This window comes from Bradyrhizobium sp. SZCCHNS30572 (assembly GCF_032484415.1).
Classification (GTDB): Bacteria; Pseudomonadota; Alphaproteobacteria; order Rhizobiales; family Xanthobacteraceae; genus Bradyrhizobium.
In genome coordinates, this window is record NZ_JAUESY010000001.1 from 651203 (window position 1) to 668625 (window position 17423).

Genomic DNA, 17423 nt, shown 5'->3' on the forward strand with positions numbered 1-17423 from the left:
CGAAAGTGAAATCGCCGCAGTCAAGGCGATTGCCGGGGGATGCGTCTGTTGGAGCGGATCTACGACCTCGCCATTATCGGAGGCGGCGTGAACGGTTGCGGCATCGCGCGCGATGCGGCCGGACGCGGAAATTCCGTTTTCCTTTGTGAAATGAATGATCTGGCGAGCGGAACCTCGTCCTGGTCGACCAAGCTCGTGCATGGCGGCCTGCGCTATCTCGAATATTACGAGTTCCGGCTGGTCCGCGAGGCGCTGATCGAGCGCGAAGTCCTGTGGCAGATCGCGCCCCACATCATCCGTCCGCTGCGCTTCGTGCTGCCGCATCATTCGGGGCTGCGCCCGGCCTGGCTGCTGCGCCTCGGCCTGTTCCTCTATGACCATCTCGGCGGCCGCAAGCTGCTGCCGCCGACGCGGTCGGTGAACCTGCGCAGCGACGAGGTCGGCCGCCCCTTGATCCCCGGGCGCTACAGCAAGGGCTTCGAATATTCCGACTGCTTCGTCGACGATGCGCGTCTGGTCGTGCTGACCGCGCGGGATGCTGCCGATCGCGGCGCCGTCATCCGCACCCGCGCGCGCGCGACCGAGATCCGTCAGGATGGCAGCCATTGGCTGGTCACGACCGATAACACGCAGACCGGCGAGCGCGAGACCATCAAGGCGCGCGCGCTGGTCAATGCCGCCGGTCCCTGGGTCGAGCAGGTGCTGGCGACCGGCGCCGGCGTCAATGCCAAGGCCAAGGTGCGGCTGGTGCAGGGCTCGCACATCGTGGTGCGCAAGCTCTACGATCACGATCGCGCCTACATCTTCCAGAACGCCGACGGCCGTATCATCTTCGCCATTCCCTATCAGCAGGATTTCACGCTGATCGGCACCACCGATCGCGACTATCAGGGTGATCCGGCCAAGGTGAAGGCGACCGACGAGGAGATCGCCTATCTCTGCGCCGCGCTCGGGGAATATCTCGCCAAGCCGGTGACGCCGGCCGACGTTGTGTGGAGCTATTCCGGCGTGCGTCCGCTCTATGACGACGGCGCCTCCGAGGCCAAGGCGGCGACCCGCGACTACGTGTTCGAGCTCGATACGCCCGGCGGCTTGCCGCTGCTGTCGATCTATGGCGGCAAGATCACCACCTACCGGCGCCTGTCGGAAGAGGCGCTGGAGCGTCTCGCGCCCTATCTGAAAGGGGGCAAGGCGGAGGAGGGATGGACCGGCAAGGCGTCGCTGCCCGGCGGCGACATGAAGGTTTCGGCCGTCGGGCCGTTGATTGCGGATCTCCGCAAGACCTATCCGTTCCTGTCGGATGCACATGCGAAGCGGATCGCCCATGCCTATGGCACGCGGGCTGCGGCCATGCTCGCCGGTGCGACATCTTTGGCCGATCTCGGCCAGGATTTCGGTGGCACCTTGACGGAGCGTGAAGTCAGGTACCTGATGACGAACGAGTGGGCGTTGACGGCCGAGGACATCGTGTGGCGGCGATCGAAGCTGGGGTTGCGGATGTCGGCGGCTGAGATCGCCGCGCTCGATGCGTGGATCACAGCCAATCGCGAGCGCTCCGCCGTGCCGGCGCGCGAGGCGGGAGGGCGCGCATGAGCGTGACGCTCGATCACGTCTCCCGAATTGTCGACGGCGTGACCACCATTCGCGACGTCTCGCTGACGTTGCAGCGCGGTACGCTGAGCGTGCTGCTCGGGCCGACGCTGTCCGGCAAGACCTCGATCATGCGGCTGCTCGCCGGCCTCGACCGGCCGACCACGGGGCGGGTGCTGGTCGACGGCAAGGACGTCACCGGCGCCGACGTGCGGCAGCGCTCGGTCGCGATGGTCTATCAGCAGTTCATCAACTATCCCTCGCTCTCGGTCTATGAGAACATCGCTTCGCCGTTGCGCGTGCAAGGCAAGTCGCGCCAGGAGATCGAGAAGCGCGTGGCGGAAGCAGCCCGGCTGCTCCGGCTCGAGCCCTATCTGAAGCGTACGCCGCTGCAGCTCTCCGGCGGCCAGCAGCAGCGCACCGCGATCGCGCGCGCCCTGGTGAAGGGTGCGGACCTCGTGCTGCTGGACGAGCCGCTCGCCAATCTCGACTACAAGCTGCGCGAGGAGCTGCGCACCGAGCTGCCGCGCATCTTCGAGGCATCCGGCGCAATCTTCGTCTACGCCACCACCGAGCCGTCGGAGGCGCTGCTGCTCGGCGGCCGCACCATCTGCATGTGGGAAGGGCAGGCGCTGCAGGCCGGCGATACTGCGGCCGTGTATCGCCGACCCGACACCTTGCGTGTCGGCCAGGTGTTCTCGGACCCGCCGATGAATACGGTCGAGATCCAGAAGCGCGGCGAGAGCGTGGAGTACGCCGGCGGGGTCAAGGCGCCGGCGGTAGGCCTCTATGCTGATCTGCCCGATGGCGCCTATCGCGTGGGCTTCCGCCCGCATCAGCTCGGGCTTGGCAAAGGCGATGGCAGCCACGGCCGCCATGCCTTTCCTGCGATCGTCTCGGTCACCGAGATCACGGGATCGGAGAGCTTCGTGCATCTGACGCGCGACGGCATGAACTGGGTCTCCGTGCTGCACGGCGTCCATGAATACGAGCCCGGCGAGATCCTCGACGCGGTGCTCGATCCGTCCAATGTGTTCGTGTTCGACGCTGGCGACCGCCTGGTCGCCGCGCCGGCGATCTGAGGGAGATGCCGCATGGCCCGCATTGACCTCGTCGATCTCGCCCACGCCTACAACGGCAACAGCGGCGATATCGAGAGCTACGCGCTGAAGCCGGTGACGATGACCTGGCGCCAGGGCGGCGCCTATGCGCTGCTCGGCCCGTCCGGCTGCGGCAAGACCACGCTGCTCAACTTGATCTCCGGCATTCTGACGCCTTCGCACGGCAAGATCCTGTTCGACGGCACCGACATCACCAAAGCCTCGACCCGCGAGCGCAACATCGCGCAGGTGTTCCAGTTTCCGGTGATCTACGACACGATGACGGTCGGCGAGAACCTCGCCTTTCCGCTCAAGAACCGCGGCGTGCCGAAAGCGGAGATCGACAAGCGCGTCGCCGAGATCGCGCGGCTCTTGGACCTGACGCCGGACCTCCATCGCAAGGCGACACGGCTCACCGCCGACGCCAAGCAGAAGATCTCGCTCGGCCGCGGCCTGGTGCGCTCCGACGTCGCCGCCGTGTTGTTCGATGAGCCGCTGACCGTGATCGATCCCGAGCTGAAATGGCAGCTCCGCTCGAAGCTGAAGGCGCTGCATCGCGAGCTCGACCTGACGATGATCTACGTCACCCACGACCAGACCGAGGCGCTGACCTTCGCCGACACCGTCGTCGTGATGCACGACGGCCGCGTGGTGCAGAGCGGCACGCCGGCGGAATTGTTCGACAAGCCCGCGCACACCTTCGTCGGCTACTTCATCGGCTCGCCCGGCATGAACATCCTCTCCGCCGAGGTAAAGGGCCGCGAGGCCCGCATCGATGGCCACACCCTGACGCTGTCGCGCAGCTACGACGCGCTGCCGGCCGGCGCCAAGATCGAGATCGGCGTCCGCCCGGAATTCGTCGATGTCGCTCAGCCCGGACCGGGCCTGCTCGACGCCAATATCGAACGTGTCGACGATCTCGGCCGCATCCGCTTCGCCCGCGTCCGCGTCGGCGACGTCAAGTTCGCCGCGCGCCTGCCGGCCGGCTTCTCGCCGCAGGGCTCGGCGATCGGGCTGAAGTTCGATCCAGCCTATGTCCACGTCTATGCCGACAGCCGTCTCGTCGAGGGAGCCTGAGTGATGGACAAGACCATCAACAACAAGGCCTGGTTCCTGGTGCTGCCGGTGTTCCTGCTGGTGGCGTTCTCCGCTGTCCTGCCGCTGATGACGGTGGTGAACTATTCGATGCAGGACACGTTCGGCAACAACCAGTTCTTCTGGAATGGCGTCGGCTGGTTCAAGGAGCTGCTCGATCCCTCGACCGATCTCGGCGGGCGCTTTCTCGCCTCGCTCGGGCGTAACCTGATCTTCTCGCTCGCGATCCTGGCCATCGAGGTTCCGCTCGGAATCGTCGTGGCGCTGTCGATGCCGCGGGGCGGATGGACCGTGGCGTTCTGCCTCGTCGTGCTGGCGCTGCCACTTCTGATTCCGTGGAACGTGGTCGGCACGATCTGGCAGATCTTCGGCCGCTCCGACATCGGCCTGCTCGGCTACACGCTCAACGCCATCGGCCTGGACTACAATTACGTCTCGAACGACGCCGACGCCTGGTTTACGGTCATCTTGATGGACGTCTGGCACTGGACCAGCCTGGTAGCGCTGCTGTGCTATGCCGGCCTGAAGTCGATCCCCGACGCCTATTACCAGGCTGCGCAGATCGACGGCGCCTCGCGCTGGGCGGTGTTCACCGCGATCCAGCTGCCCAAGATGCATCGCGTGCTGCTGATCGCCGTGCTGCTGCGCTTCATGGACAGCTTCATGATCTACACCGAGCCGTTCGTCGTCACAGGCGGCGGGCCGGGCAATTCGACGACCTTCATCTCGATCGAGCTCGTCAAGATCGCGCTCGGCCAGTTCGATCTCGGCAAGGCGGCTGCCCTGTCGCTGGTCTACAATCTGATCATCCTGATCGTCTGCTGGGTGTTCTACACCATCATGACCAATGCCGGCGCCGAGCGGCGGCCGGTGAAAGGGGGCGCGTGATGAACACCATTCCGGGCCGTCGGATCATCATCTCGCTATTCCTGGTCTTCCTGCTGTTGCCGATCTACTGGCTCGTCAACATGAGCTTCAAGACCAACAACGAGATCGTCACCACGATGAACTTGTGGCCGCATCAGCCGACGCTGGCCAACTACATGCGCATCTTCACCGACGAGAGCTGGTATTCCGGCTACATCAACTCGCTGAAATACGTGATCATCAACACGGTGATCTCGATCCTCGTGGCGCTGCCGGCGGCCTATGCATTCTCGCGGTACCGCTTCCTTGGCGACAAGCACCTGTTCTTCTGGCTGCTGTCGAACCGCATGGCGCCGGCTGCGGTCTACGCGCTGCCGTTCTTCAATCTGTATTCGGCGATCGGCCTGTTCGATACGCCCTGGGCGGTGGCGCTGGCGCATTGCATCTTCAATATCCCGCTCGCGGTCTGGATCCTCGAAGGCTTCGTGTCGTCGGTGCCGCGCGAGATCGACGAGACGGCGTTCCTCGACGGCTACTCGTTTCCGCGCTTCTTCGTGAAGATCCTGGTGCCGCTGATCGCGAGCGGCATCGGCGTCGCCGCCTTCTTCTGCTTCATGTTCTCCTGGGTCGAACTGCTGCTCGCGCGCACGCTGACCTCCGTCGACGCCAAGCCGATCTCGGCGGTGATGACGCGCACCGTCTCGGCGTCCGGCATGGATTGGGGTCTGCTCGCGGCTGCCGGCGTGCTCACGATCATCCCCGGGGCGCTCGTCATCTGGTTCGTCCGCAACTACATCGCGCGCGGCTTCGCGCTGGGACGGGTGTGATGACGCACGCTTGTTGCCACGGCCTCCGTTCCGCCTCCCCCGCTTGCGGGGGAGGCCGTATCGCATCGTCAGATGCGATACGGGTGGGGGCATCTCTCCTCTCGGGCGCTCCGACGCGCGGCGCCCCCACCCCAACCCTCCCCCGCAAGCGGGGGAGGGGGCCCATTACCGCCTGGAGCCGATAGCCATGAACAGCATCGCATGGATGGCATGGACCTTGCCGACCGCGATCTTCTTTGCTGCGCTCGCATGCACGCTCGGCGTCATGATCGTGCTCGCCGCGCGCTACCCGGAGGCCGAGCGGGTCGGCGTGCTGCGCATCCCGACCACGCGCGGCGACCGGCTGTTCATCTCGCTGATCTCGGCCGCCGTCATTCATCTCGTATGGATCGGTCTGGTCGGCACCGACACGATTGCGACCTTGCCGATCGGCGAGGAAGGGTTTGAGGTTTCGAGCCTGTGGCTCGCGACCGCAATTTCGCTTGCATCAGCCGTTGCGATCTTCCGCACCGTCTGACGCAGGTGAAAAGGGGCAGATCCGGGGGCAACCCGGACCTGGATACGTCTGTCGCTCAAGGAGGAAAGCATGCGACACTTGAAACCTAGGAAGCATCACCTGACCAAGGCGAGCTATCTCGCGATGACCAGCGCTGCTGCGCTGTTCGCCGCCACTATGACGCTGTCCGTGCCGGCACGTGCGGACGACGCCACGATCCAGAAGTGGATCGACAGCGAATTCCAGCCTTCGACGCTGTCGAAGGAAGAGCAGAAGAAGGAGCTCGAGTGGTTCGCGAAGGCCGCCGAGCCCTTCAAGGGCATGGAGATCAACGTCGTCTCCGAGACCATCACGACTCACGAATACGAGTCGAAGACTCTCGCCAAGGCGTTCAGCGAAATCACCGGCATCAAGCTCAAGCACGACATTATCCAGGAAGGTGACGTCGTCGAGAAGCTGCAGACCCAGATGCAGTCCGGCAAGAACGTCTATGACGGCTGGATCAACGACTCCGACCTGATCGGCACCCACTTCCGTTACGGCCAGACGATCGCGCTGTCGGACTACATGAAGGGCGAAGGCAAGGACGTCACCGATCCGATGCTCGACGTCAACGACTTCATCGGCAAGTCGTTCACGACCGCGCCGGACGGCAAGCTCTATCAGCTGCCCGACCAGCAGTTCGCGAACCTGTATTGGTTCCGCTACGACTGGTTCACCAATCCGGACTACAAGGCCAAGTTCAAGGCCAAGTATGGCTACGACCTCGGCGTGCCCGTGAACTGGTCGGCCTATGAGGACATCGCCGAGTTCTTCACCAACGACATCAAGGAGATCAACGGCGTCAAGGTCTATGGCCACATGGACTATGGCAAGAAGGATCCCTCGCTCGGCTGGCGCTTCACCGACGCCTGGCTGTCGATGGCCGGCAACGGCGACAAGGGCATCCCGAACGGCCTGCCGGTCGACGAATGGGGCATCCGCATGGAAGGCTGCCGTCCGGTCGGCTCGTCGATCGAGCGCGGCGGTGACACCAACGGCCCGGCGGCCGTCTACTCGATCGCGAAGTATCTCGACTGGATGAAGAAGTATGCGCCGCCGCAGGCGCAGGGCATGACCTTCTCCGAGGCCGGTCCGGTCCCGGCGCAGGGCAACGTCGCTCAGCAGATCTTCTGGTACACCGCCTTCACCGCCGACATGGTGAAGCCCGGCCTGCCGGTCGTGAATGCGGACGGCACGCCGAAGTGGCGCATGGCCCCGTCGCCGCATGGCGCGTACTGGAAGGAGGGCATGAAGCTCGGCTACCAGGACGCCGGTTCTGCGACGCTCTTGAAGTCGACCCCGCCGGATCGCCGCAAGGCCGCCTGGCTGTACCTGCAGTTCATCGTCTCCAAGACGGTGTCGCTGAAGAAGAGCCATGTCGGCCTCACCTTCATCCGTGAATCCGACATCTGGGACAAGTCGTTCACCGAGCGTGCGCCGAAGCTCGGCGGCCTGATCGAGTTCTACCGCTCGCCCGCGCGCGTGCAGTGGACCCCGACCGGCAACAACGTGCCCGACTATCCGAAGCTGGCGCAGCTGTGGTGGCAGAACATCGGCGATGCGTCGTCCGGTGCGAAGACCCCGCAGCAGGCGATGGACGCGCTCGCGGCCGCTCAGGACTCCGTCCTCGAGCGTCTGGAGAAGTCCAAGGTCCAGGGCGAGTGCGGTCCGAAACTGAACAAGAAGGAATCGGCCGAGTTCTGGTTCAACAAGTCGGCCAAGGACGGCAACATCGCTCCGCAGCGCAAGCTCGCGAACGAGAAGCCGAAGGGCGAGACGATCGACTACGACACCCTGATCAAGTCGTGGCCGGCCACCCCGCCGAAGCGCGCCGAGGCGAAGTGAGCCAACGCTCTGAAGTCATCGCCCGGCTCGACCGGGCGATCCCATCACGAAGGCCGGGAGCAATCCCGGCCTTTTCTTTTGGCCCAGAGGCGAGGGGCTTCCCGTTCCATTCGGGAATTATTCCCGGGTCGCCTGGGACAACTTCCACGCAGCAAGTGCCTTGAAGCCGGTGAGGACAGGCGGCACTCTTTGACGATCGGGATTGTCGCGATCTTCGCCGTGACTTTGCCCCAACGACGCGAAACAACAAGGCCTCGACACGATCCGGCATGGCCCCATGCGATCCACGCCGGGATCGTGATCACCAACCACGGGGCCCCCGAGGGAGTACGGCCATGGATCAGGCGCACATCGCCAATATCGCGAGCACGCTGCCGGAGGCGTTGTCGCCCTGGACCATGTTCATGCAGGCCGACATCGTCGTGAAGTCGGTGATGATCGGGCTGGCGCTGGCTTCAGTCGCAACCTGGACCGTTCTGGTGGTGAAGACGATCCAGCTCCGCGCGGCGCTGCGCACCTCGCGCAGCGCGCTCGGCATCGCGATGGCCGCGCGCGCGCTGTCGGATGCGACGGGACGCATTTCCGCCGACGACGGTGTGGTCGGACGGCTGCTGGCCGTCGCCGATGACGAAATCGACAAGTCGCGTGGCCTCCCCGCCGATGGCATCAAGGAGCGTGTCTCCTGGCAGTTCGAGCGGATCGAGGCGGCGGCGGTGGCGCGCATCGGCCGCGGCATCGGCATTCTCGCCACGGTCGGCGCGGTCGGGCCGTTCGTCGGCCTGTTCGGCACGGTCTGGGGCATCATGAACAGCTTCATCGGCATCTCGCATGCGCATACGACCAACCTCGCGGTGGTGGCGCCGGGCATCGCGGAGGCGCTGCTCGCCACCGCCTTCGGCCTCGCCGCGGCGATTCCCGCGGTCGTGATCTACAACCTGTTCGCGCGTGCCACCGGCGGCTATCGCGCCGTCATCGCCGATGCATCGGTGGCGGTCATGCGCCTGCTCAGCCGTGATCTCGACCGGCAGCACGCGGGGCCCACAGAGGTGCGGCGCAGCGCCATCCGCGCGGTCGACGCGCCGCTGCTGTCGATCGCCAATCCGGCGGAGTGAGCCATGGCCGTCAAGCTTGCCCGGCGCCCCGACGAGTTCGAGGAGACGCACGACATCAACGTGACGCCGTTCATCGACGTCATGCTGGTGCTCCTGATCATCTTCATGGTGGCGGCACCGCTCGCCACGGTCGACGTCCCGGTCAACCTGCCGGCGATCTCGGCCGAGCCGCAGCCGCGCGCGGAGACGCCGGTCTTCGTCACCTTCAAGGCCGACCGCTCGCTCGCCGTTGGCGACCAGAGCGTGGCGCAGGCCGACATCGCCGCTTCGCTCGATGCCGCCACCAAGTCCGATCACGAGCAGCGCGTGCTGCTGCGCGCCGATCAGACGCTGCCCTATGGCGAGGTGATGGCGCTGATGAACACGTTGCGCCGCGCCGGCTACACCAAGGTCGCGCTCGTTGCCCTGGAAGACCGGGGCGCGCAGTGAGTGTTCTGACGCTCGATCCGTTCGAACACGAGCAGCGCCGGGAGCGGACGCTGTGGACCATCGCCGCGCTGGTGGTGGGCGGGCTGCACGTCGGGCTCGCCGTCGGCTATCTGCTGCTGCGTCCCGCGCCGCAGGGGCGTGCCCAGGCGCCGGCCTTCGACGTCGTGTTCACCCCGGCGGTGGTGAGCGAGCCGGCGCCGACGGCGCAGGATGCGCCGGCGTCCGAGCCGCCGCCGGTGGAGCCGCCAAAGGATGAGCCGGTGAAGGACGACCTGGTCGCGCGCGAGGCCGTCGCTGAGCCTGTCCCGGCTCCCTCCGAGCCGGAGCCGGTGCCGGATGTCGTTCCCTCGCCGGAGCCCGCGCCACAGGTCGCCCTCGCGCCCGAGCCGCCGCGTGCAGACGATGTCGTCTTGCCGCCGCCGCCACCACCGAAACCGATCGAGGCGAAACTGCCGGAGCCGAAGCCCGTTCCCGTGCCCGAGCGTGTCGAGCGCAAGCCGGTGGAGAAGAAGGAAACGAAGGAGAGGGCCGAGAGGAAGCCCGCACCGCCGAAGCCGGCTGCGGCGCCGGCGGCCCGGCCTTCACGTGTCGCGTCGGCGCCCAATCCCGGCGAGGACAGCGTCGGGGCGCGCGAGGGCCAGGCCAGTTGGAACGCCGAGGTGGTGGCGCAGATCCGCCGCGCCGCGGCCTATCCCTCCGACGGCAATGGCGCGAGCGGCACCGTCATGCTGAACGTCGTGATCGATCGTAACGGCCGGCTGCTGTCGCGGCGGCTCGCTGGAAGCTCGGGCTCGCCGGCGCTGGACCGCGCGGCGATGGGCATCATCGAACGCGCCGCGCCGTTCCCGCGCTTTCCGCCGGCGATGGCTCAGGCGCAGGTCTCGCGCACGGTCCCCCTCCATCTGAGGCCGCGCTGAGCGCGGCGCCATCCAGGGCGATATCGGGGCCGCCGCGTGCCACTTATTTGCTGCACTCGGTCAGATCCGTATCGCGCACGACGAACTGCGCGCCTTCCTTGAGTTCGATGTTCTTGGCGACGCAGGTGCGGCCGCCCTTTTCGGACAGCTTGATGTCGTAGCGGCCGGACTTCACGCCGACCAGCGTCATGCGCTCATTGTGGTCGACCTCGCCCTCGTCGTCGTTCTTGCACTGGTCGGCGCCCCAGGTTTTGGTGCCGGCGGCCGCCAGGTACATTTTCACGATGGTCTGGCCGGTGCGGTTGAGGAAGCGCGGGCCGTCCTCGGCGGACGCGGCGGAGCCGGCCAGCATGAGAAGCGCGCAGGCGGTGACGAGGCGACGCATGACGAGTGTCCTTTTCTTATGATTGGTCATGGGATGAGGGCGCGCGGGGTCAGAAATCCTTGCCGATGCTGGTCTTGATCGCGAGGCCGCGCGAGGCGTTGGTCAGGCCATAGCCGACGCCGAAGCTGAACTCGAAGCCCTTGAAGCGGGTGTCGGCGACGGCATAGAGCGTCTGCATCTGCTGATTCCAGGGCAGGACGTAGCCGAACGGTCCGAGATTGGAGAAATGCTCGATGCCGACGGTCCAGCGGTCGCTCAATCGCTTGACGAAGCGCACCGAGGGCTCGAAGGCCGAGCCGGCGCCGTCGATGCCGAAGGTCATGTTGGCGTTGAAGATGAGCTGATAGTCGTTGGGCAGGTTGACGCCGATGATTGGCGTGAACATCTGCGCCACCCGCGGCGTCGCCTCCTGCACGAAGCGCGGCGCGCCGGGCTGGCCGGCGCCGGCCTTGTTGGCGACCCACAGGTCCGGCGTCAGGCCGCCCTGCGGCGCCAGGATGGTGCGTGACACCAGGCCGAGGAAGACGGTGCGCTCGAGCCGGTCGCCCTGGATGAAGGTCTGGCGAATGGTGACGCCGCCGGACTGGAATGAATAGCCGGGCACGCCATTGTCCATCACGTTGCCCAGCGCCATCGGCACATTGGTGCGGGCAAAGGCGTAGGGCGAGGTCAACGCGATCTCGTACCATTCGGTCGGCGAGTAGCCGATCTCGGTCTCGCCGGTGACCGCACGCTGCGGCACGCGGCGTCCGCCGTTCTGTTGCGGATTGAAGGTTGTCAGATAGCCGAAGCGCTGTTCGACCTGGAAATGTCCGGGCGAGGCGGGGTCATTGCCCTGGATCTCCTCTGCCGCTGCACCGAACGGCGCGAGCACGAGAGCACCGGCAGCCATGTACAATCGCGATCGTCTTTTTGTACTCCTGGCGATGCCGTTCGGCTGCATGTCCCCGCGCTCCCTTCAACTGATGAGCTAACGAGTCGGCGGGGCGAAAACATGCGGGCCTGTCGGCTGAAAGATGACGCGATCGGGAAACGATCAGTCGTCGAATGCCGCAATTGCTCCGGCCCTTGCTGTTTCGACGAGGAATAGGGATGTTTTGGCAAGTCGAACGGGACATTTTGACCGGGACAATATGGCGGCCATTTCGCGAGTGAATCTCAACGCGGTGATGAATGTGGCGTGCTGCAAACACATTGAGGTCATAGAGCGAGGAAAACATGTGTTGCAGCATGCATTGCTGATCGCCGGATCAGCCAGAGAATGGACACGCCCGTGCTTCACACACCCGGTCATCGTCGCCGCTTGTCCGCTCGGCCGATGCGGCTTGGACTGGTGCTCACACTGCTTCTGTCCACGCTGCTGCCGGATGGACGCGCCTTCGCGGAGGAGCCGCTGCGGGACCAGCTGGAAGCCTGGTGGAATCAAACCCAGGCCGGCAAGAGAGGTCAGGTTGGGCAAGTCCGACAGGGGTCATCGGGGAGCGGTGCCAGAACCGCAAGGCATGTCGCGAAGCGCGGACGCCACGTCGCCAATGCCCAGGCCGAGGCAGGAGGAGGTGTCTTCGACCACGATAGCGGTCCGCGTCGTGACCGTCCGGGGAGATATTTTCTGCACGGACCGAGGTTCTAGTCCCGACGCTCTTGCGGGAATTTCCCGGGCGTCGCGTTCTTGCACTTGCGAAATGACAAGGCCTCCCATAGGTCAAAGCGATGTATGGCGCGTTGCCGGTGAAACCGCCGACGCTCGCATACGTTGTTTTCGTGCCCTTCATCGCCGCCCCTTGGACGGCGGAGACAAAGGATCAATTCGATGAATTGGAAACTGATGATGACGGCCGCTGCCGTCGGCATGGCCGCGATCGTCGGCACGTCGACGATCGCTGTCAGTGCACCGGCCCCTTCCAAGCTGCTGACCTCGATCGACCCCGACAAGGACGGCACCGCCGACATGAACGAGGTCCGCACCGCCGCCGGCGCTCTGTTCGATCGTCTCGATCGCGACCACGACGGCACGCTCGACGCCAAGGAGCTGCGCGGCCGCGTTTCGGCCAAGGATCTCAAGGCCGCTGATCCCGACAAGGACGGCACGCTGACCAAGGACGAGTATCTCGCGCTGGTGGAAGGCCGCTTCAAGGCGGCTGATCCGGACGGTGACGGCACGCTCGACTCGAAAGAGCTGAAGTCGGTGGCCAAGCTGCTGAAGTGAGACATCGGTCCGCACTGGACCGACGCGACATAGACATGAGCTCGAGGGCCTGTGACGGGAGACCGTCGCAGGCCCTCGTCTTTCAGGCGGATGCTCGTGGCGCGCCGGCAGGAAGGCGATTGGCCCTCACATGCTTGGGCGGGACATTTCCACTGCGAGACGAACCAGGTCGGGGAGGCTGCGGGCCCCGAGCTTCTGACGCAGCCGGTAGGTCAGGTTGATGACGGTCTTGTAGCTGATGCCGAGATGGTCGGCGATCGCCTGATAGGATTTCGCCTGGGCCAGCAGCGCAAGGGCCTGGCGCTCGCGCGGGGTCAGCGCAGGGGCCGCCATGCCGTCCGGGTTGGCGCGGAGCAGGGCGATGCGGGTGGCGAGCTGCGGATCGAGATAGGTGCCGCCGGCTCGAACCTGCTCCAACGCCTTGGGCAGCTCGTGCGGCGGCGCGTCCTTCAGCAGATAGCCGCTGGCGCCGGCGTCGATCGCCGAGCGGACGATGCGCGGATCGGCATGCATGCTGAAGACCAGGATCCGGGCGCGGGGATCGTGCGACCGCATGCGTTCGATCAGATTGATGCCGCCGAGCTCCTGCCCGGGCAGGCGCAGATCGACGATCGCGACATCCGGCCGGTCACGGACATAGGCTTGGTACCCGCTGTCGGCATCGTGTGCCTCGGACAGCGCGCGGATCCCGGCTTCGTTCAGCAGCCAGCGGCAGGCCGTGATCACGACCGGGTGGTCATCGACGAGCAGAACGCGATACATCCGATGAAGGTCTTGCCCTTATGGCGCCGACGGCGCCGATGCTTCCTCTACCATGTGAGTTCCCTTGCAAACCAGGATCGGGTGCAACAGTGCGGCCGAGGCTGGGAGATAGCTCGGCGAATCGATCGCCACTTTCCGGATCCGGGAAGATTGTCCCTAGGGGCCGAAGAATATTGCCCGTTGCGACGAACTGGAGGGCTGTTTACGAATGTTAACGTTCGTAAACGGGTAAATCGGCCAGTTCTGGTGCGGGTAAAGGCTCAGGGGCGTGGGCTGTTGCCGGATCCGGTCGACAAGAAACTGGGGGACGTCTTGACCAGACTGTCGGCGCTGAAGAGCGCGCTTCTCGCGACCTGTGCGTTGCTGCCCGCGGCTGCGTTCGCGCAGCAAACCCTGCAGACCATCGAGGTGGTCGGCGTCTCGCCCGTTCAGGGCAGCGAGATCGCGAAGGACAAGATTCCTTCCAATGTCGAAACCATCGGGGCGCGGGAGCTCGACCACAGCCGCGCGCCGACGCTGCTCGACAGCATCCTGCAATCGGTGCCCGGGGTCTCCCTCAGCGACCAGACCGGGAACGCGTTCCAGCGCGACTTGAATTATCGCGGTCAGACTGCCTCGCCGGTGCTCGGGACGCCGCAGGGCATCGCCGTCTACCAGAACGGCACCCGCATCAATGAGGCCTTCGGCGACGTCGTGAACTGGGACCTGATCCCGGAAATGGCGATCGCACGCATGACCCTGATGCCGAACAATCCGCTGTTCGGCCTCAACGCCACCGGCGGTGCGCTGTCGATCGAGATGAAGAACGGCTTCAACTACCAGGGCGGGGAAGCGCAGTTGTTCGGCGGCTCGTTCGGCCGGATCCAGTCGGGCGCTCAATACGGCTGGAACAACGGCACCTACTCGGCCTATATCGCGGCGGAAGGCGCCTATGACCGCGGCTGGCGCGACTACTCGTCGGCCTCGCAGATCCGGCGCATGTATGCCGATTTCGGCGCGCGCGGCGACAACACCGAATTCCATCTCTCCTTCACCGGTGCCGACAACAAGCTCGGCTCGGTCGCCGCGACACCGATCGAGATGCTGAACCAGCGCTGGTCCAGCGTCTATACCTGGCCCCAGTCGCTGCATCTGCAGATGCAGATGGTGCAGGCGAGCGCAAAGTGGACGCCGACCGACACGCTGTCGATCCAGGCCAACGGCTATTACCGCAACTACAAATCCGCGCGCGTCGATGGCAATAGCACCGAAGTGCGGGACGGGGGCGGCGTGTTCGTCCTTGAGGACGCCGCGGGGACCCCGTGGGACATCAACCGCAACGGCCCAACCGCCAACACGCTGGCCGCCGATGCGGCGCTCGGCCAGATCGACCGCAATACCGTCAAGACCGACAGCTATGGCGGCTCGCTGCAGGCGACCTCAACGACGCAGCTCTTCGGCCATGACAACCATTTCGTCGTCGGCGCCAGCGTCGATCACGGCAATACCAACTTCCAGGCCACATCCGAGCTCGGCACCATCGACAACAACCTGTTCGTCACCGGCCTCGGCGTCTACATCGACCAGCCCAACGCGGGCCTTGCCCCGGTCAACCTGAATGCCAAGAACACCTATCTCGGCGTCTACGCGACCAACACCTTCGACATTACCTCGCAGCTCGCCTTGACGGCCGGCGGTCGCTTCAACTGGGCGCAGATCAATCTGCGCGACCAGACCGGCTTCGCGCCACTCCTGAACAGCAACAACAACTTTCAGCGCTTCAACCCGGTGGTCGGCCTGACCTACAAGATCACGCCTGACATGACCGCCTATGCCGGATACTCCGAAGCCAACCGCGCGCCGACGCCGCTCGAGCTCGGCTGCTCCGATCCGGCCAATCCCTGCCTGATCGACAATTTCCTGATCGCCGATCCGCCGCTCAAGCAGGTGGTGTCGCGCACCGTCGAAGGCGGCCTGCGCGGCGAGATTTCCGGTGGCCGTTCGGCCTACGCCGCCGATCTTCCGGCCTACCGCAAGGCCCCGATCAAATCGGCGGCGGTCGATGACGGCTGGCGGCTGCGCTGGGGCCTCAGCCTGTTTCGCACCGAGAATTCCGACGACATCATCCAAGTCGTCGACCCGGCCAACCCGGTGCGCGGCTATTTCAAGAACGCCGGCACCACGCTGCGCCAGGGTGTCGAGGCCAAGCTCGACCTGGCCTGGAACCGGTGGACCGCCTACGCCAACTACACCTTCATCGACGCCACCTTCCGCAGCGCCTTCGACGTCAACGATCCGTTCCTCCGGGTGCCGGTCGGCGTCGTCTCCGGAAACCACATTCCCGGCATTCCGGCGCACCGCCTGAAGCTCGGCGCAGAATATGCCGTGACCGACGCCTGGAAGGTCGGTGCCAGCGTCAACTATGTCGGCAGCCAGTACCTGCTGCACGACGACACCAACGTCTACCCGAAGGTCCCGGCCTATTGGGTCGTCAACGTCAACACATCTTATCAGGTGACCAACAACGTCGAGCTGTTCGGCCTGATCCAGAACCTGTTCAATCAGCGCTATTACTCGGCAGGTACCGTGTTCGACCCCGCAGGCTTCAACACCGCCGGTGGCGGAACGGCGTTCGCGCTGAACGATCCGCGCAGCATGGTTCCGGGGATGCCGCTCGCGGCCTATGCCGGCATCCGGGCGAAGTTCTGAGCTTCGCATCCTGACGACCATAGGCGCATCCGCGCCGCGCCACGGCAGCCCCCACCGTGGCAGGAAGGCCGGGAGAAATCCCGGCCTTCTTGTTGCTTGACTAAAAGCGTGACGTGTCTCCGCTGCCGTAGGGTGGGCAAAGGCGCGTGTGCGATACTGCATGTCACGAGCTCAACTCCACCGCGCGCCGTGCCCACCATTCCTTCCGCTTGCGCGGATGCACGGCGGGCACGTGACCGCCCTGCGGGCAGCTGCTTTGCCTACCCTACGCAGCCGGTATGAATCGTCGATGAGTCTGCTCACGATGGATTTTGGGCAATTATCCCGCTGACCTCGTGAACGAGATCGCTGCGCGCTTGTGGAATTTACGAAGCATCGCGATTAGTTGCTGCCGGTTTCCGCCAACTACGAACTTCCGCCACAGAACCCGACCAGCTATTGCGCATCGTATCGAGCAGCGAGGTGGCGCATATGAGCCGTAGATCTTCAAGCCTTGTATCGATCATCACGTCATCGATGGATGCCGTTCACCGGCCCCACGTGCCTCCGTGGGTGCGAGCGACAATCTCTGTCGTGCTTCTCGCTGGCAGTCTGGGGGCGCATTCTCTGCTGCTTGGCGATGCGGCGGCGCGCGATCTCGATGGGCGTTACGCCAATTCTCCGCTCAAGGGCTGGTTCGAGAGTTTGCGTTCGGGCAAGGGGCCGTGCTGCTCGGATGCGGATGGCACCGCGCTCTCGGACACGGATTGGGACACGAAGGATGGCCGCTACCGTGTTCGCATTGAAGGCCAATGGTGGGTCGTTCCGGAAGAGGCCGTGGTGACCGAGCCCAATCGCGCCGGCCGGACGATGGTATGGCCCGTGTATTATCGCGAGCTGAATACGGGCCTGCGCATCGATGTGCGGTGCTTCCTGCCCGGCAGCATGATGTAGGTGGGGATGTGCCGGATCGCAGAAGCGCAGGGTGGGCAAAGGCGCGAAGCGAGATGTTGCGACAGGCGCGGCCTCTCGTGCGCCGTGCCCACCGCTCCCTCCGCTCTCGCGGAGGCATGGTGGGCACGC

At 65.1% G+C, this 17423-nt stretch carries 16 protein-coding genes; 13 read left to right on the top strand and 3 right to left on the bottom strand.

Annotated elements, in window-relative coordinates:
- The first annotated feature begins 39 nt into the window (after positions 1–39).
- From glpD to QX048_RS03000, 10 genes are all read left to right on the top strand, one after another.
- A complete protein-coding gene (gene glpD, locus QX048_RS02955; protein WP_316192126.1) occupies positions 40–1593 on the top strand; it encodes a glycerol-3-phosphate dehydrogenase in 1554 nt (517 codons plus the stop codon).
- Positions 1590–2672 (top strand): ABC transporter ATP-binding protein, encoded by a 1083-nt coding sequence (locus tag QX048_RS02960; RefSeq protein ID WP_315717340.1) that lies wholly within the window; start codon positions 1590–1592, stop codon positions 2670–2672. Before glpD ends, QX048_RS02960 begins: the two co-directional genes overlap by 4 nt.
- Positions 2673–2684: 12 nt before the next feature.
- Positions 2685–3767, top strand: coding sequence for an ABC transporter ATP-binding protein (locus QX048_RS02965; RefSeq protein ID WP_315717339.1), 1083 nt, complete (start codon positions 2685–2687; stop codon positions 3765–3767).
- 3 nt (positions 3768–3770) lie between these two features.
- Positions 3771–4673 carry a sugar ABC transporter permease gene (locus QX048_RS02970; protein WP_315717338.1) on the top strand — a complete coding sequence of 301 codons (903 nt, stop codon included), beginning with the start codon at positions 3771–3773 and terminating at the stop codon, positions 4671–4673.
- The gene (locus tag QX048_RS02975) at positions 4673–5479 is read left to right on the top strand and encodes a carbohydrate ABC transporter permease (protein ID WP_315717337.1); all 807 of its coding nucleotides are present in this window, start codon (positions 4673–4675) and stop codon (positions 5477–5479) included. Before QX048_RS02970 ends, QX048_RS02975 begins: the two co-directional genes overlap by 1 nt.
- Positions 5480–5666: 187 nt before the next feature.
- Positions 5667–5996, top strand: coding sequence for a DUF2160 domain-containing protein (locus QX048_RS02980; RefSeq protein WP_315717336.1), 330 nt, complete (start codon positions 5667–5669; stop codon positions 5994–5996).
- Positions 5997–6119: 123 nt separating this feature from the next.
- The gene (locus QX048_RS02985) at positions 6120–7862 is read left to right on the top strand and encodes an ABC transporter substrate-binding protein (RefSeq protein WP_315717375.1); all 1743 of its coding nucleotides are present in this window, start codon (positions 6120–6122) and stop codon (positions 7860–7862) included.
- Positions 7863–8197: 335 nt separating this feature from the next.
- Positions 8198–8974 carry a tonB-system energizer ExbB gene (gene exbB / locus QX048_RS02990; protein WP_315827007.1) on the top strand — a complete coding sequence of 259 codons (777 nt, stop codon included), beginning with the start codon at positions 8198–8200 and terminating at the stop codon, positions 8972–8974.
- A 3-nt stretch (positions 8975–8977) separates the two neighbouring features.
- Positions 8978–9403, top strand: coding sequence for a TonB system transport protein ExbD (exbD, locus tag QX048_RS02995; protein WP_315738390.1), 426 nt, complete (start codon positions 8978–8980; stop codon positions 9401–9403).
- Entirely contained in the window at positions 9400–10320 is a 921-nt protein-coding gene (locus QX048_RS03000; protein WP_315827006.1) for a TonB family protein, read from the top strand. The genes exbD and QX048_RS03000 overlap by 4 nt, the downstream gene beginning before the upstream one ends.
- A gap of 43 nt (positions 10321–10363) precedes the next feature.
- On the opposite strand, the gene QX048_RS03005 is transcribed toward QX048_RS03000, so the two are convergent.
- Positions 10364–10705, bottom strand: a complete 342-nt coding sequence (locus tag QX048_RS03005; RefSeq protein ID WP_315717331.1) for a hypothetical protein — start codon at positions 10703–10705, stop codon at positions 10364–10366.
- Positions 10706–10754: 49 nt separating this feature from the next.
- A complete protein-coding gene (locus tag QX048_RS03010; protein ID WP_315827005.1) occupies positions 10755–11597 on the bottom strand; it encodes a hypothetical protein in 843 nt (280 codons plus the stop codon).
- A gap of 957 nt (positions 11598–12554) precedes the next feature.
- Between QX048_RS03010 and QX048_RS03015 the strand changes: the two genes are divergently transcribed.
- Positions 12555–12911: an EF-hand domain-containing protein gene (locus QX048_RS03015; RefSeq protein WP_315827135.1), complete on the top strand. Its 357-nt coding sequence runs from the start codon at positions 12555–12557 to the stop codon at positions 12909–12911.
- A gap of 126 nt (positions 12912–13037) precedes the next feature.
- Here the strand turns inward: QX048_RS03015 and QX048_RS03020 are convergent, their stop codons facing one another.
- Positions 13038–13673: a response regulator transcription factor gene (locus QX048_RS03020; RefSeq protein WP_315827004.1), complete on the bottom strand. Its 636-nt coding sequence runs from the start codon at positions 13671–13673 to the stop codon at positions 13038–13040.
- Positions 13674–13985: 312 nt separating this feature from the next.
- Here QX048_RS03020 and QX048_RS03025 point away from each other — a divergent pair, with 312 nt between their 5' ends.
- Both QX048_RS03025 and QX048_RS03030 read left to right on the top strand, forming a co-directional pair.
- Positions 13986–16361, top strand: a complete 2376-nt coding sequence (locus tag QX048_RS03025) for a TonB-dependent receptor (protein ID WP_315827003.1) — start codon at positions 13986–13988, stop codon at positions 16359–16361.
- 516 nt (positions 16362–16877) lie between these two features.
- Positions 16878–17294 (top strand): hypothetical protein, encoded by a 417-nt coding sequence (locus QX048_RS03030; RefSeq protein ID WP_315827134.1) that lies wholly within the window; start codon positions 16878–16880, stop codon positions 17292–17294.
- Positions 17295–17423: the final 129 nt, after the last annotated feature.